Source organism: Niveibacterium sp. 24ML (assembly GCF_026586805.1).
GTDB lineage: Bacteria > Pseudomonadota > Gammaproteobacteria > Burkholderiales > Rhodocyclaceae > Niveibacterium.
In genome coordinates this window covers 159,342-173,888 of record NZ_JAPFHA010000002.1, presented here as the reverse complement: position 1 = coordinate 173,888, position 14,547 = coordinate 159,342, and the positions used below count along the sequence as shown (strand labels likewise).

10 protein-coding genes are annotated in these 14,547 nt (G+C 64.9%); 4 read left to right on the top strand and 6 right to left on the bottom strand.

Annotated elements, in window-relative coordinates; all coding sequences use genetic code 11:
• Positions 1 to 25 precede the first annotated feature (25 nt).
• The 4 genes from OPU71_RS02415 to OPU71_RS02400 all read right to left on the bottom strand — a co-directional run bounded on the left by OPU71_RS02415 (position 26) and on the right by OPU71_RS02400 (position 6,382).
• Positions 26 to 421 carry a VOC family protein gene (locus OPU71_RS02415; protein WP_267724651.1) on the bottom strand — a complete coding sequence of 132 codons (396 nt, stop codon included), beginning with the start codon at positions 419 to 421 and terminating at the stop codon, positions 26 to 28.
• A gap of 88 nt (positions 422 to 509) precedes the next feature.
• Complete coding sequence (locus tag OPU71_RS02410) at positions 510 to 971, bottom strand: GNAT family N-acetyltransferase (protein ID WP_267724650.1); 462 nt, start codon at positions 969 to 971, stop codon at positions 510 to 512.
• Between the two features lie 26 nt (positions 972 to 997).
• A complete protein-coding gene (gene hrpA, locus OPU71_RS02405) occupies positions 998 to 5,128 on the bottom strand; it encodes an ATP-dependent RNA helicase HrpA (protein ID WP_267724648.1) in 4,131 nt (1,376 codons plus the stop codon).
• A gap of 348 nt (positions 5,129 to 5,476) precedes the next feature.
• Positions 5,477 to 6,382, bottom strand: a complete 906-nt coding sequence (locus tag OPU71_RS02400; protein ID WP_267724647.1) for a hypothetical protein — start codon at positions 6,380 to 6,382, stop codon at positions 5,477 to 5,479.
• 719 nt (positions 6,383 to 7,101) lie between these two features.
• Between OPU71_RS02400 and OPU71_RS02395 the strand changes: the two genes are divergently transcribed.
• Both OPU71_RS02395 and OPU71_RS02390 read left to right on the top strand, forming a co-directional pair.
• Positions 7,102 to 7,377: a hypothetical protein gene (locus tag OPU71_RS02395; protein ID WP_267724645.1), complete on the top strand. Its 276-nt coding sequence runs from the start codon at positions 7,102 to 7,104 to the stop codon at positions 7,375 to 7,377.
• Between the two features lie 45 nt (positions 7,378 to 7,422).
• Positions 7,423 to 8,019 carry a hypothetical protein gene (locus tag OPU71_RS02390; RefSeq protein WP_267724644.1) on the top strand — a complete coding sequence of 199 codons (597 nt, stop codon included), beginning with the start codon at positions 7,423 to 7,425 and terminating at the stop codon, positions 8,017 to 8,019.
• 469 nt (positions 8,020 to 8,488) lie between these two features.
• On the opposite strand, the gene fliB is transcribed toward OPU71_RS02390, so the two are convergent.
• A complete protein-coding gene (gene fliB, locus OPU71_RS02385) occupies positions 8,489 to 9,733 on the bottom strand; it encodes a flagellin lysine-N-methylase (protein WP_267724642.1) in 1,245 nt (414 codons plus the stop codon).
• Between the two features lie 415 nt (positions 9,734 to 10,148).
• On the opposite strand from fliB, the gene OPU71_RS02380 reads away from it, so the two are divergent.
• The gene (locus OPU71_RS02380) at positions 10,149 to 12,353 is read left to right on the top strand and encodes an SLC26A/SulP transporter family protein (RefSeq protein WP_267724641.1); all 2,205 of its coding nucleotides are present in this window, start codon (positions 10,149 to 10,151) and stop codon (positions 12,351 to 12,353) included.
• A 111-nt stretch (positions 12,354 to 12,464) separates the two neighbouring features.
• Here OPU71_RS02380 and OPU71_RS02375 read toward each other — a convergent pair whose 3' ends face one another.
• Positions 12,465 to 13,070, bottom strand: a complete 606-nt coding sequence (locus tag OPU71_RS02375; RefSeq protein ID WP_267724640.1) for a phosphoribosyltransferase family protein — start codon at positions 13,068 to 13,070, stop codon at positions 12,465 to 12,467.
• A 235-nt stretch (positions 13,071 to 13,305) separates the two neighbouring features.
• Here OPU71_RS02375 and OPU71_RS02370 point away from each other — a divergent pair, with 235 nt between their 5' ends.
• The gene (locus tag OPU71_RS02370; protein ID WP_267724638.1) at positions 13,306 to 14,514 is read left to right on the top strand and encodes a sugar ABC transporter substrate-binding protein; all 1,209 of its coding nucleotides are present in this window, start codon (positions 13,306 to 13,308) and stop codon (positions 14,512 to 14,514) included.
• Positions 14,515 to 14,547 lie beyond the last annotated feature (33 nt).

Below are 14,547 nucleotides of genomic sequence, written 5' to 3'. Positions count from 1 at the left end.
GCGGCGCAGCATGCCGGCAGCGCCCCTAGCCGGCCCGGGTTTCCACCAGTTCCAGCGGCAAGCCGTCCGGATCTGCGAAGAAGGTGAAGCGCGCGCCTGTCAGTTCATCCAGCCGCACCGGCTCCACCGCAATGCCCTGCGCGACAAGCCTGGCCACACTGCAATCCAGATCATCGACCACCAGCGCCAGGTGGCGAAGGCCCTGCGCCTCAGGCCACGACGGCCGCGTCGGCGCATCGGGGAAGGAAAACAACTCGATCTGCGCGCCGTCCGGCAAGGCCAGATCCAGCTTCCAGGATTCGCGCGCGGCACGGTAAGTTTCCGCCACCACCTCCAAGCCCAGCACTTCGGTGTAGAAACGTTTTGACCGCACGTAATCGCTGCAGATGATCGCAGCGTGGTGAATGCGAAGAGGCTTCATCGTATTGATTGGCGGTTCGGTTTTCGTATGGGCCGGCGGACAACGCAGCATCACGGCGCCCGCGCAGCCGGTCATTCGCGGGCACAACTCACTCGGGTGCCGCAGGGTCGCGTTGGTAGTAAATGTCCCATTCGGACTCGCCGACGCGCTTGAAACCATGTTTCAGATAGAAACGGTTTGAAGCGCTCTCGCGCAACGCGCCAACCCGCAGCGGCCGCTGCAAGGCTTCGGATTGCGCGATCACCCAGGCCATCACGGCACTGCCGGTACCCCGGCCCTGCGCCTGCGGCACCAGATACAGATGCTCAAGCGTCAGCATGTCGTCGCTCACGCGCAGCGAGATGAAGCCCAGCCATTGAGCTGCCACCATGATCTTGCGCGTCTGCGCTGGATCGAAGCCCGCAAGGAAACGATCGCGCGCGCGTTGCGGATCGAATCGCCCGATCCGCTCCAGGCTCTCGCGCATGGCCGCGATCCGGATCTCAACCAGCGCCTCGGCATCCTCATGCGAAGCCGGCAACAGCTCAAACTGAGCCGACAGCGCTTCCATTTCGGCCGGCCTCACTGTGGCCGGCCTCATTGCGGCCGGCTCTGCCAGATCTTCTGCAGCCGCTTCACGCTGACCGGCATCGGCGTCTTGAGCTCCTGCGCGAAGAGGCCGACGCGCAGCTCTTCGAGCAGCCAGCGGAATTCTTCGAGCTGCGGGTCGATCACACCTGCCTTGGCCTTGGCGAGCCATTCGCGCTCGAAGGGCTGCGCGAGCGACTTCCATTCAGCCAGGAGCTGCAGGTCGCGCGCGGGGTTGGTGCGCAGCTTGTCGATGCGCACGCCCATGGCCTTGAGGTAGCGCCCGAAGTGGGTGAGCTTTTCGAAGGGGTACGCGAGCAGGAAGTTCTTCGGCATCAGTTTGGCGAGCTGCTGCTGGAGGTCGGCGAGCGTATCGGGCTGGCCCTTGAGCGTCAGGAAGCGCTTGGTCAGCGAGGCATGCTCGACGACCAGCGCACCCGCGAGGCGCATCAGCTCCTGCGCCACCAGCGAGATGCGCGACTTGGCGTCCTGCGCGCGTTGCGCGAAGGCGTCCGCATTGGTGGGCAGCGGTTCCATCAGGCAGGTGCGTTCCAGCGTGGCGGCGACGAGCTGCGCCTTGAGTTCCGCCTCGGTGCCGAAGGGGATGAATTGCAATGCGAGTTCGCGCAGGCCGGGCAGCTTCTCGACCGCCTTGACCTGGTCCTTCAGCGTCAGCGCGAAGAGGCGTGCGAGGCCCTTGCGATGCACGCGGGCGGCCTCTTCCTCGGTATCGACCGCCGTGAGGCTGACCGATTCGCCATCGTCGTGCAGGGCCGGAAAGCCGATGACCATGCGGCCTGCGACCTTCACTTCGAGCAGCTCGGGCAACTCGCCAAAGCTCCAGCTGGTGAGGCCGGTGAGCTGTGCCGGCTGAGTTGCCGACTCTTTGGCTGGGGCCTCCGCCTTCTGCGTGGCGCCACCCGGTTTTGCAGCCATGCCGCGCGGCGCCGACTCGGCGGGCGCCTCAGTCGAAGCGGCTGCGCCCGGCTTGCCCGCCACCTTCAGCGCCGCGAGTTGCGCGCCCATCGAACCGGGCACCTGCGCCGCCTTGAAGGCGGCCTGCACCTGATCCTTGAGCCGCGTGCGCAGCTCCGGCAGGTTGCGTGACATGCCCAGCACGCGGCCGTGCTCGTCGATGACGCGGAAGTTCATGAAACAGTGCGGATTGAGGTTCTCGGCGCGAAAGCTCTCCAGCGGCAGCTTCAGCGACACTCGATCTTCGACGAACTTCTGCAGCGCGCGCATCAGCCCGTCTTCGCGGTTCACCTCGCCCGCCTCCACTTGTTCGATGAAGGCCTTGCTGCTCTGCCCGATCGGCTGCAGGCGGTGGCGATGCTTCTGCGGCACCGTCTTGAGCAGCGCCGTCACCTTCTCTTCCAGCAGGCCGGGCACCAGCCATTCGCAGCGTGCGAGCGGAATCTGGTTGAGCATCGCCAGCGGCACCGTCAGCGTGACGCCATCTTCGGCGTCGTTCGGCTCGTGCAGGTAAGTGAGCTTGAGCTTCTGGCCCAGCACTTCAAAGCTTGCAGGGAAGCGCTCGCTCGATGCCCCCTCGGCCTCGTGCCGCATCAGCTGCTCACGCACCAGGAACAGGCCCTTGGCGTTGCCGCGCTCGGCCGTCTTCCGCCACGCCTCGAAGCTGCGCAGGTCGGTGACGTTCTCCGGGATCTGCGCATCGTAGAAGGCGTAGATCAGCTCGTCGTCCACCAGCACATCGGGGCGGCGGGTTTTGTGTTCCAGCCGTTCGATCTCGGCCATCAGGCGCTGGTTGTGCGTGAGGAAGCCCATCTGCCGCAGGGCGGCCTCGTCGACATCGCCCTGCACCAACCCCTCGCGGATCAACAGCTCCCGGCACAGCTTCGGATCGACGTCGGCATAGCCCACCGCGCGCCGCGGGTAGAGCGTGATGCCATGCAGCACACCGCGCTCCCACGCGCGCACGGCGCCAAACTTCTTCTCCCAGTGCGGCTCGTAGACGCTGCGCTTGATCAGGTGCGCACCCACTTCTTCCACCCACTCCGGCTCGATCTTCGCGATGCAGCGGGCGTAGAGCCGCGAGGTGTCGATCAGCTCGGCAGCCATCAGCCACTTGCCAACGGTCTTCTTCAGATACGAGCCCGGATGCGGCCAGAACTTGATCGCGCGCGCGCCCAGGTAGGAACCCGCTGCCGGCCCGGAGGCATCTTCAACGCGGCAGCCGATGTGGCCCAGCAGGCCGGTCAGCAGCGCCTTGTGGACCGCCTCGTAGCTGGCTGGCAGCTCGCTTTCCTTCCAGCCGTGTTCGGCGCACAGCGAGTGCAGCTGGCCGTGGATGTCGCGCCACTCGCGCATCCGCATCCAGTTCAGGAAGTGCTGCTTGCACCAGGCTTTCTGCTTGCTCGACGACTCGTGTTTCCACACGTGATCGAAGGCCTTCCAGGCATTCACGAACCACAGGAACTCGCTCTTCGGTTCGTCCTTGGAATCCGGCGCCGAGCGGAACTTCGCATGCGCCTGATCGGCGGTGCCGCTCTGCTCCTGCGGGCGTTCACGTGGATCCTGCACCGACAGCGCGGCGGCGATGATCAGCACCTCGCTCAGCGCTGCGCGATCACGCGCGGCGAGGATCATGCGGCCGATCTTCGGGTCCAGCGGCAGCTTGGCCAGCTCGCGGCCGATGGCGGTGAGGTTGTTCGCGTCATCCGTCGCACCCAGCTCATTCAAGAGCTGGTATCCGTCGGCGATCATCCGCGGCAGCGGCGCTTCCAGAAAGGGGAATTCCTCCACCGCGCCGAGCCGCAGCGACTTCATGCGCAGGATCACGCCGGCGAGCGACGATCGCAGGATCTCAGGCTCGGTATGCGCGAGCCGGCGGTTGAAATCCTCCTCGTCGTAGAGGCGGATGCAGATGCCGTTCTGAACCCGGCCGCAACGGCCCGCGCGCTGCTTGGCGGCGGACTGCGCGATCTTCTCGATCTGCAGCAGCTCGACCTTGTTGCGGTGGCTGTAGCGGTTCATCCGCGCGAGGCCCGAGTCGACCACGTAGCGGATGCCCGGCACCGTCAGCGAAGTTTCAGCCACGTTGGTCGAGAGCACCACGCGGCGCCCGTTCGAGCGCGAAAACACCCGCGCTTGCTCGGCGGCGGTCTGGCGCGCGAACAGCGGCAGGATCTCGGCACCCGGCGGGTGGTTTTTCCTCAGCGCCTCGGCCGCCTCACGGATCTCGCGCTCGCCGGGCAGGAAGACCAGCACATCGCCCGGCCCCTCGCGCTGCAGCTCGCTCACTGCGTCGCAGATTGCTTCGTACAGGTCTTTGTTCTGATTGCGGTTCTTTGACTCTGCGACGCGGACGCCCGCGCGCACCGGCGGCTTTTCGGCCGCGTCCTCATCCTCAATCGGGCGGTAGCGCACTTCGATCGGGTAGAGCCGGCCCGACACCTCGATCACCGGCGCCGGCTTGCCGTTGTGTGCGAAGTGGTTCGCGAAGCGCTCGGCGTCCAGCGTTGCCGAGGTGACGATCACCTTCAGGTCCGGTCGCTTGGGCAGCAGTTGCTTCAGGAAGCCGAGCAGGAAGTCGATGTTGAGGCTGCGCTCGTGCGCCTCGTCGATGATCAGCGTGTCGTAGGCAGCGAGCAGCGGATCACCCTGCGTCTCGGCGAGCAGGATGCCGTCGGTCATCAGCTTGATGTAGCTCTCGCGCTTCGTGTGGTCGGTGAAGCGCACCTTGAAGCCGACCGTCGTACCCAGCTCGCTCTGCAATTCCTCCGCGATGCGGGTGGCCGTTGCGCGAGCGGCGAGGCGCCGCGGCTGCGTATGGCCGATCAGCCCCGCCTCGCCCCGCCCCAACTCCAGGCAGATCTTCGGCAACTGCGTCGTCTTGCCCGAACCCGTCTCGCCGCAAACGATCACCACCTGATGCGAGCGGATCGCCTCCGCGATCTCCGCACGCCGGCCACTGACGGGCAGCTCTTCCGGGAAGCTTGGCTTCGGCAGGTTCGCGCGGCGCTTCGCACGTTCCGCAATCGAAGCCTCGAACTTCGTCCGCAGCGCCTCCGGCAGATCGGCGAGCGTGTTCGCACGCTTGGGCAGTTCGCGCAAGGCACGGCGCAGGCGCGGGCGGTCGGCGGAGAGGGTGAGGTCAATCAGTTGCAGCGGGGGCATTGGGACGGCGAGTTGGCGCGGATGACGCGGGAGGGCGGGAGTTTAGCGCTTCATGCAGCGCTCGACGCCGCCATGGAAGAAAGCCCCCAAGCATCGCCCGTTTTCTTGCTTGCCCAACTCGCGCGAGCCAAACATCACATCGAACGAACGGCCACTGCTCTGTAGTTCAGAAACTGATGGGAGGACGAATGTGTGAATGCAAGACCCGACCCCGGGGAGACCCGCGATATGCGTGACCCCGGGGTATGCCGGCCAAACACCAAGACACCGCCCGGTGGGGCGGTGTCTTGGTGGTATTCAAGAAGCAGAAGTCCGCACTCAGCCGGACTTCCTTATTCTTGGAAAGACTTACCGAACGATCTGTGCCACAAAGCCGTGACGGTCATCCGTCATGACACCGATGATCGCGCGCCCAACACCGTCACCCCCCTTGCGGAAGAACAGCGCACCGCGGTAGGTGGCGCCCGCCACAACCGTCTTGGTGGCTGCGCACTTCGTCGCATCGAAGCTGATGACGGCGCGCTCAACGCCGTAGCCATACTTGAACGGCTTGGCCCAGCCGGTGAAGGTGCAGCCATCAGCAAGCGAGCCTTCGATTGCCTCAACATCCGGGCCAGTGGTGATCTTGATGGAAATATCCGACGCCTTACCACCGAAGAAGGTTTCGGCCGACCAGGTGCCCGCCAGATCACCCAGCACAGCGGCCCCAGCATCCTTGTAATCCGGGTCCACCAGACCACCGAAGGTTTCAACGTACTGAATCACGTTAGTACCGTCAGTGCCCGACATCGAGGCCGTGCCCATGAGCTGCGAATAGACCGGGTCAAACGAGGCACTGATCGTGCCGCCGATCGGGGCTCCGCCATTGACCGCACGGTAGTAATCGCCAGAGGTGAAAGCACTGCCGGCGTCCGTATAGGCCCCTGTACCAACGGTGTCATAGGCGCCGTTCGGGACGCTACGATGAACCACGTAGAAGCGGCCATCCGGCAGCACCGCCATGAGCCCGGACTTTGACTCTTCGGCGTCGCGCTTGAAGCCGATGGACCATGTGCCCAGCACGGTCTGCTTGATTGCGGGGTTGATCGTATCGACCGCATCAATCCCGGTGGCGGGGTTGGTGGGAGTCGGGGTCGGGGTCGGTGTGGGGGTCGGAGTCGGCGTGGGTGCCGTCGAGTCCCCGCCGCCGCCGCAAGCGGCAAGAACAAGCGAGAACAGAACAGGCACTGCGTGAGTACGACGAAGTTGCAGCATTTTCTTTTCCTTGATGCGGTTTGCCTGTTCGCGGTGACCAGGCCGGTCAATTTGCCGCCCCAACGCATGAAGGCGGTGACACCAGCTTTCAGCGCCGCGCAAACGTGCAGCGCCACATTCGAATCTCGTTCCCATGAACGCAGTCGCACCGCGCATAAAACGGGATCGCGAAGTTGCAGCGCCCGTTTGCGACCATGTTCAATCGAATCCGATCAGGACAGCGATCGGTTGGAGATCAGCAGTGGCGGATTATCCGAACCGCGGTGTGGCTGGCGCTTGATTTGAGTTGAGCGGGCGCCCGGATTCCACATAAGTTTGCAAATCGCGGTGGCGGGGACCTGGTCTAGCGCCCACGCACACTGTGTGATGCCCGGTTCAGGGCACGGCAGGGAAGCCCCCTCTTGCACCTGTGCATCACCGTCTGGGCGCCAGAGGATGCCTGCGCCGAGGCAAGTGTGACGAAGCCCCCCAGCGAACCGGCCGAGCTACCCCGCCGGAATGAAGGCGTTGGGCTTCCGCTGGGCAAAAAAATGTCACAACGTGTAAAAAAATCGCCAGCGCAGATCCTGATGGCGATTCGCGCGCGTAACGCGCGCGCGTCACCGCGCGCCACGCGCGTAAGCAGTCTGTCGAAGCCTCGTACAGGCTTACTTGGCGGGGCTTTTGCACGAGTCCGCCTCTCGGCAGAATGACTGCACGACACCCGACAGGAGACGGATATGCAAACCGAACACGCAAGGATTCGCGCCCAGCAACGGGGCGTTCCGCCCCTCATCGAATGCTGGCTGCTTGACTACGGTGAGGCCGTCCATGACGGCCATGGCGGAATCCGCAGATTCTTCTCCAAGCGGAGCCGGCGACAAATGGAGCGCGCCCTTGGCCGCGAGCCGGTCCGTCGTATGCGAGAGTTTTTCGACTGCTACCTGATTGAGGCCGCAGACACCGGGGCGACCGTCACGGTGGGGCATCGGTTCTCAAGAATCCGGCGTCCTTGATCCGCTGAAACCCGCTTCTGCCAGCCACGACTGAGGGGAGAAACCATGAGCACCTTGTTAGCTACACGTCCTTACTTGCGCGAGAGCGTTGCGTCCTTGAGATGCAAGTTTGAGCAGAATGGAGCGAACCTGTCCGTTCTCGCTCAACTGCTCCTGGAACTGAACATTCGAACCAAACCGGCGGCTTTGCAACTTCGCGCCGAAGTTGCGCAGCGTCTGCTGGAGGTGGCGCAGGAGTACTACTACTTCCCGTGGCCAAGCACCGAAGCGCCAGGAGGAAACGGACAACTTGATGAAAGCCACTTCCCGTACAAGCACGGGATGTTGGGCTGGCTGGGCTACAGGGTCGGAAAGGCGGGGCTGGAGGCAAACCGGCGCCATGGGCTGCTCGATTCTGCCTACGCAAACGATCTCCCGGGAATCAACTCGCAGCAGTACTTCGACGAGTGGGGAACGGCACGATCTGCTGTTCGCCTCCAGAAGATGGCTCAATCGATCGCTGCATTTGCACGCCACAAGAAGCGAGCCGGCCGGCATCGGTATGCCGCCGCGATTTCGGATTGGGAGACGGATCTCGCGTATCTGAAGGCATCCCACTACATCGGCCGATACGACTTTCCTTGGCCCCAAACGGACAGTTGATGCGCGGGGCGTAGCAACGGGGACAGGTCGTGCATTCACTCATCTTGATGCTGCGATGAATGCATGGCCCGCCCCATCCGACTCGAATTCTCCGGTGCGCTGTATCACGTGACGTCCCGCGGCGACGACCGCGAGGACATCGTTCTGAGTGACAACGACCGCCGGATGTGGCGCAGGTGTTGCGGGAAGTGCGCGAACGGTTCAACCGGGCGCATCGCCGGATGGGGCATGTGTTTCATGGGCGCTTCAAGGCAACTTTGGTGGAGCGCGTTGCGCACTTGCTGGAACTGGTGCGCTACATCGTGCTGCACTCAGTGCGGACCCGGATGTGGAAGCTATCGAAGACGGTTCCTGGAGTTCGTACTCGACGATGGTGGGCGCCGAAACACCTCGGCGCGTCAAGCTCGCAAAGCGCAGGAGCGAACCGCTCAGTGCCACCGATGGCGCCACGCCATAAGCCCGGCCGGGCTCACAGCACCAGCGTCGCCAGCACCTCCAGACGCAGCGCATCGCGGGCTTCGAGGTCGCTCATCACCGATGCCATGAAACTCGCGTTGTGCTCGATGTTGCGCACCACGACGTACACCACCCGCACCACATCGTCCGCTCCGAACGCTGCGCCGCGCTTTGCCGCGAGGCCGAGCAGGAAGAACTTGATCAGTGCGAAGCGCATGGCCAGATCCATGAACTCACGCTCCAGCCCGGCGATGCCGTTGCGCGGGAACAGCGACTTGGCAAGGTCGTTCAGAAGGTAGTTTTTCAGGAGCTGCGGCTGGGCGGATTCCAGCGGCATCCAGCGCTCACGCAGTGCCGCTTCGAGGCGAGCAAGCACCCCGTCGGGATCCTGCTCCACTTGCAGACCGTCCTGCACATCCTGGATCAGGGCCTGGAACGAGGGGCGCCCGCTGTGTGCGGCCAGGTATCGCCGGGTCGTTTCGAAGAGCATCGACAACTGGGTCTCACGCGACACCTCAAGCCCCGCCAGCAGCGCCGGCACCTGAGCCAGCGTTTGGGGCGCCATGTAGTGCTCGATCACCTGCGCCAGCGCCTGCTCGCCTGAAGGGCCGCGCGTTTCGATGCGCGCGATATGCCGCAGCATCAAGCCTGCCTGCACCAGCGACTGCGCTGCGCTCAGCGCGGGCATGCGCACCAGCGCCTGGATCACCTGGCCGATCAGCCGGGCATGCTTGCTCACCGGGTCCGGCTCGGTCTCGTTGGGCGCTGCACGCACGATGCTCAGCGGCACCCGCTGAGGGTTGGGGAAGGGCAGTTGCAGCGATACCGGGTCCAGCCCGCCCGGATCGGTGAGGGCGAGTCGCGCGGCCTCCGGGCAACTCAGCGTTGCGTGCAACTGGTGGTCCTGGCCATCGAGCCCGAACACGCGCGGATACTGACTGCAGGTGGTCGACAAGGCCTGCTCGCCCAATTCGCCATGGATGCGGCACAGGCGCCGCTCATCGAGAAACGGACAGCTGCCATCCTCGCGCAGCCGGATCTGCGCATAGGCGTATGTGCCCCCTCCCGGCAAGCGCTCAAGCCCCTCGCGAAACAAACCGGCCAGCGGCTCCCGGCGCACATCGCGGTACAGCTGGTAGCTGGACTTGTCGATCGACACCTTCCAACCGGTGCAACAGTTCTCGGGGCAAGCCGAGCCGGTGCATTGAAACTGCTGCATGTAGCGCGGTGCTTCTGCGATCGGACTGTGTTTTCCCAAGGCCTATCCTCCGGAAAGGGTGAGCGCCGCGCGCCCCGGGGGTGCGCAGGAGGGTCGCAATTGAGGACTCGAAACCGGCGCGAGTGTGTCCCGCAGCGCTGCGGCCGTCAATCAATCGTCAGACCCCACGCCCTGCTCTTGGCGTTGGCCGGATACCTCAGATCGACCCAAGCCCGCACAAAAAGAGCTGCCCTGCGAGGCCGAGCACACCGGCCTGCCGCCCAGCGAATCAAGCGGGCTATTGAGCCCAAGCAAATCCCCCTTGCACTGCATTCGCCAATCTGCCGCTGAAGGCCGGCTGCCGGGCCTATGCTGACACCGGGCTGCACGTGTGCTCGCGACTGTGCCGGTGCAGGGCGCGGGGCGACACCGGGCGGCCGCCGGAGATGAGCGTCGACAACGCGGGGCACTGAACATGGAAACGAACAACGCACGAAGAGCGTGGGCCGGCGATCTGTGGGGTGGGCTGGCGGCGATGCTGGTGGCGCTGCCGTCTGCAATTGCGTTTGGCGTGACGATCTTTTCGCCGCTGGGGCCTGGCTTCGGCCCGCAGGGCGCGATGGCCGGCATTCTTGGCGCGACCGCGCTGGGGCTGATTGCATCCACCTTCGGCGGCACCGACCGCCTGATCACCGCGCCATGCGCGCCCGCCGCGGCCTTGCTGGCGGCGCTGACGATCGACCTGAACCGCCAGGGCGTGCCGCCGGAAACGGTGATCCTGATGCTGGTGCTGATCGGCTTGCTGGCGGGCGCGCTGCAGATTGGCTTTGGCTTGTCGGGCATCGGCAGGCTGATCCGCTTCATCCCCTACCCGGTGGTCAGCGGCTACCTGACTGCGGTGGGCATCACGATCATTGCCGGGCAACTGCCGCGCGTGCTGGGTGCCGACAAGGAACAGGGCCTCTGGCAGGCCTTGTTTGACCCCGGCGGCTGGCATTGGGAAAGCCTGCTGGTCGGCGCCATCGTGATCGCCGTCATGGCGGGGGCGCCGCGTCTGATCCGCGCGGTGCCGGCGGCGATCATCGCGCTGATCGGCGGCGTGCTGGCCTATCTGGCCCTGGGCTTTGCCAACCCGGCGCTGTGGCAAACCCAGGGCAATCCGCTGGTCGTAGGGCCGCTGAGCGCCGGCGAGGGCCAGTTGCTTGAGACCCTGCTGCGGCAGGCGCACGCCTTGGGCGACTGGAACCCTGCCCTATTGGCGCAGGTATTCATGCCCGCGCTATCGCTCGCAGCGCTGCTTTCGATCGACACCTTGAAGACCTGCGTGGTGCTCGATGCGATGACCGCGTCCCACCACAACCCGGACCGCGAGATGATCGGCCAGGGCCTCGGCAACATGGGTTCGGCGCTGATCGGCGGCATCCCGGGCGCGGGGACGATGGGCGCTTCGCTGGTGAATGTGTCGAGCGGTGCGCAGACGCGGCGCTCGGGCACGATCGAGGGCCTCTTCGCCCTGCTGGCCTTCCTGCTGCTTTCTTCCCTGGTGGCATGGGTGCCCATTGCAGCGCTGGGCGCGATCCTGCTGGTAGTGGGCTACCGGATGATCGACTGGCACAGCCTGGAGTTCTTCCGCACCCGATCCACCCGCTTCGACTTCCTGGTGATCCTGACCGTGATTGCCGTGGCGCTGGTGTTTAACCTGGTGGCCGCGTCGGGCGCTGGCATCGTGCTGGCGGTGGTGCTGTTCTTGCGCGAACAGACGCGCAGCACGGTGCTGCGCCGCAAGCTCGAAGGCGGCGAGATGTTCTCGCGCGTGGTGCGGCACGAGATCGAGCTGCAGGTGCTGCTGCGCAACGGCAGCAAGACGGTGATCGTAGAGCTGCAGGGCGCGCTGTTCTTCGGCACCGCGAACCAGCTCTACCAGGCACTGGAGCCAGAGATCGGCCAGCGGACCTACGTGATCCTGAATCTGCGCCGGGTGCAATCGCTCGACCTGACCGCCACGCACGCGCTGGAACAGATCAAGGAACGGCTGGAAGCCGCCGGCGCCTACCTGATCTTCACCGAGATCCCGCGCGGCCTGCCCAGCGGCCTGAAGATGAAGCGCTATCTGAAGGAAGTGGGCCTGGTGCGCGAATCAGAGAAGGCGCTGGCCTTCCGCGACCTTGACCAGGCGTTGGAGTGGATCGAGCACCAGATGCTGAGCACCGAACCGGGGCTGATTCCCGCTGACCCGGCGCCGCTCGAACTCGAAGACCTTGAGGGCCTGCTCGGCTGGAAGCCGGGCAGCCTGACGCGCATCGCGCCGATCATTGAAACGCGGCAGTATGCAGCCGGCACCAAGGTGCTGAACCTGGGCGGGCCGGAAGACGAGCTGGTGTTCATCCGTAAAGGCACGGTGCGCGTGGTGCTGCCGTTGCAAGGCAAGGATCACTGGCATATCGGCACCTTCGGCCGCGGCGATTTCATTGGCGAAATGGGCTTTCTCGATCCCTCGCGCCGCGCAGCCGATGCCACCGCGCTCGATGAGGTGAGCTGCTTCGTCCTTGCCCGCCACCGCTTCAATGAACTGGCCGATAGTCAGAGCGAGGCCGCCGCGCACATCTTCGAGGGCATCGCGTGCGTGCTGGCAATGCGCGTGCGCTTCATGAACAAGGAGCTGCGCGCGCTGCGCACCTGAGAGGCCGCGCGCGGCAAACATGCCGATGCCACCGCGCACGCCGGGCGGCGCGGTGGCATCGGCCGCGCGCCCGGGGTGTGCCGCACCCAGCGCAGTCCTCGGCCGGGCGACTTACTGGCCGGCCATGATCACCTTGCCGGCTTCGATTCGCGCCACCTGAGCCAGTGTCGCCACCGGCACGTCGAGCGCTTCGATCATCTCGCGGCCATTCTTGAAGCGCTTTTCCATGATGAACGCCGCCGCGAACACTTCGGCCTGCGCTTCGCGAACCATCTCGATCAGCGCCTGCGAGGTACGGCCGTTCGAGAGGATGTCGTCAACAATCACCACGCGAGCGCCCGCCCAGAGGTAGCGCTTGCCGATGACCAGCCGCGTCTCGCCGCCTTTGGTGGGCGAAGGCACAATCCGCGAATACGCTGGCGGTTCAATCATCGGCGCGTACTTCTTCGCGTACACCAGCGGAACGTCCAGCGCGATCGCCGCCACCAGGCCCGGCGCAATGCCGCTGGCCTCGGCCGTCAGAACCAGATCAGGCTTGTACACCGCAAGGCGGGCCGCGATTTCGCGCCCCATGGCCGTCATGAACGAAGGCTCGATGCGGTGATTCAGGAAGTGGTCGATCTTGATGATCTGCTCATCAAGCACAGTGGCTTCATTCTGGATGCGCGTGAGCAACTGGGGAAAGGGCAAAGACAAATGCGGGGGAGAGGTAATCATGGTCGGTATGTTTTATGGAAGGGGAGCACGGCACTTTACGCGAGCGCCCGCGCCCACTGACTGAGCCATCGCAACGCGATTGCGTGCCGCAGGGCCCGGCGCGTTTGACCGCGCGCAAGCCCCCGTGCCTGAACGCTGAAGTTTCGCTCGCCAAAGTCGTTTACCGTGAGTGCTGCGCCGCGCGCAATGCTTGCCTGCGCCGGACGCCCCCCCGAAAGATCGACACGGAGTCACAATGCCCTCGAACCGCGCCAATTGCCGCCCATTGACGCACGCCCTTGCTGGCCTGCTGGCACTGCTTTGCGCCCTGCCGCTGGGTGCCGCGCAGACGTTGGTTTTCTGGAATTCGCAACAGAACGGCGAGCTACTGGCCGACGTTGCGGCCGGCTTTACCAAGAGCGCGGGCATCAAGATAGAGACCAACTGGCTCAACCAGGCCGATCTTCGCAGCTCGCTGCTGCGGCATGCCACCGACGGCGACTTGCCCGACGTTGCGCTGGTCCCCGCGGACTTTCTTGCGCTCGACAAAGAACTCAAATATTCCGTGGTGCCCGCAGCGGGCAAGGACGGCACGCTAGTGCCCAATGCCGCCAGTTCGGGCCTGTTCGAGGGGCGCAACCTCGGCGCCCCGCTGTTCTGGGGCAACCACTTGATGCTGTATTACAACCGTTCGCTCGTCAGCAAACCGGCCCGCACGTGGGCCGAGATGGCGGCGCAGGCGCGCCAGTTGCAGGCGCGCAACATCCGCGCGCTAGGCATGCAGTTTGGCGAGATGTTCTGGCTGGTGCCCTTCTACGGCGCCTACGGCGGGTGGCCGGTCGACGCCAAGGGCGCGGTCACGCTCGATACACCCGCCATGGCAAAAGCGCTCACCACCTACTTCGGCCTTGCCAGCGGCGGGCTCACCCTGAAGGAATGCCGCAACGATTGCGCGCTAGACCGCTTCGCTGCGGGCGAATTTGCCTACTCGATCAACGGCGATTGGGCCATGCGCGAACTGCGCGACGCACTGGGCGACAAACTCGGTGTTGCCACCCTGCCGCAGCTTGACGGGGGCAAGAACCTGGTGCCGATGTACTCGGGCTATGTGCTGGTCTTTCCCGGCCAGTCGCTCAAGGGGCCCAAACGCGACGCCCTGCTCAAGTTCATCCGCTACATGCAAAGTGAGCCGGTGCAACGCCGCTGGTTCAACGAAACCAGCCATCTGCCGGTGAACGCCAACGTCTACCGCGACGTGCTCGCGCGAGCCGATGACAACCTGAAGGCCTCGCTCAACCAGCTCAAGCAGGCGCGCGCAATGCCCAACGACCGCGGCATGGCATTCGCCTGGGAGGGCATGGCCAAGGGCTTTTCGTCGATGTACCAGGGGCGGGTCACGGCCACCGAAGCGGCGCGGATCATGCAGCAGCACGCCGACCGCGCACAGCGGCGCGCCGATTACTGAGGCCCCCTCCGACAGACCGACCCCAGGCCTTCA

Coding starts and splice junctions, on each gene's coding strand:
- OPU71_RS02390 (WP_267724644.1), top strand. CDS start 7,423: ATGAGCACCTTGTTAGCTACACGTCCTTACTTGCGCGAGAGCGTTGCG.
- hrpA (WP_267724648.1), bottom strand. CDS start 5,128: ATGCCCCCGCTGCAACTGATTGACCTCACCCTCTCCGCCGACCGCCCG.
- OPU71_RS02395 (WP_267724645.1), top strand. CDS start 7,102: ATGCAAACCGAACACGCAAGGATTCGCGCCCAGCAACGGGGCGTTCCG.
- OPU71_RS02375 (WP_267724640.1), bottom strand. CDS start 13,070: ATGATTACCTCTCCCCCGCATTTGTCTTTGCCCTTTCCCCAGTTGCTC.
- OPU71_RS02415 (WP_267724651.1), bottom strand. CDS start 421: ATGAAGCCTCTTCGCATTCACCACGCTGCGATCATCTGCAGCGATTAC.
- OPU71_RS02380 (WP_267724641.1), top strand. CDS start 10,149: ATGGAAACGAACAACGCACGAAGAGCGTGGGCCGGCGATCTGTGGGGT.
- OPU71_RS02410 (WP_267724650.1), bottom strand. CDS start 971: ATGGAAGCGCTGTCGGCTCAGTTTGAGCTGTTGCCGGCTTCGCATGAG.
- OPU71_RS02370 (WP_267724638.1), top strand. CDS start 13,306: ATGCCCTCGAACCGCGCCAATTGCCGCCCATTGACGCACGCCCTTGCT.
- OPU71_RS02400 (WP_267724647.1), bottom strand. CDS start 6,382: ATGCTGCAACTTCGTCGTACTCACGCAGTGCCTGTTCTGTTCTCGCTT.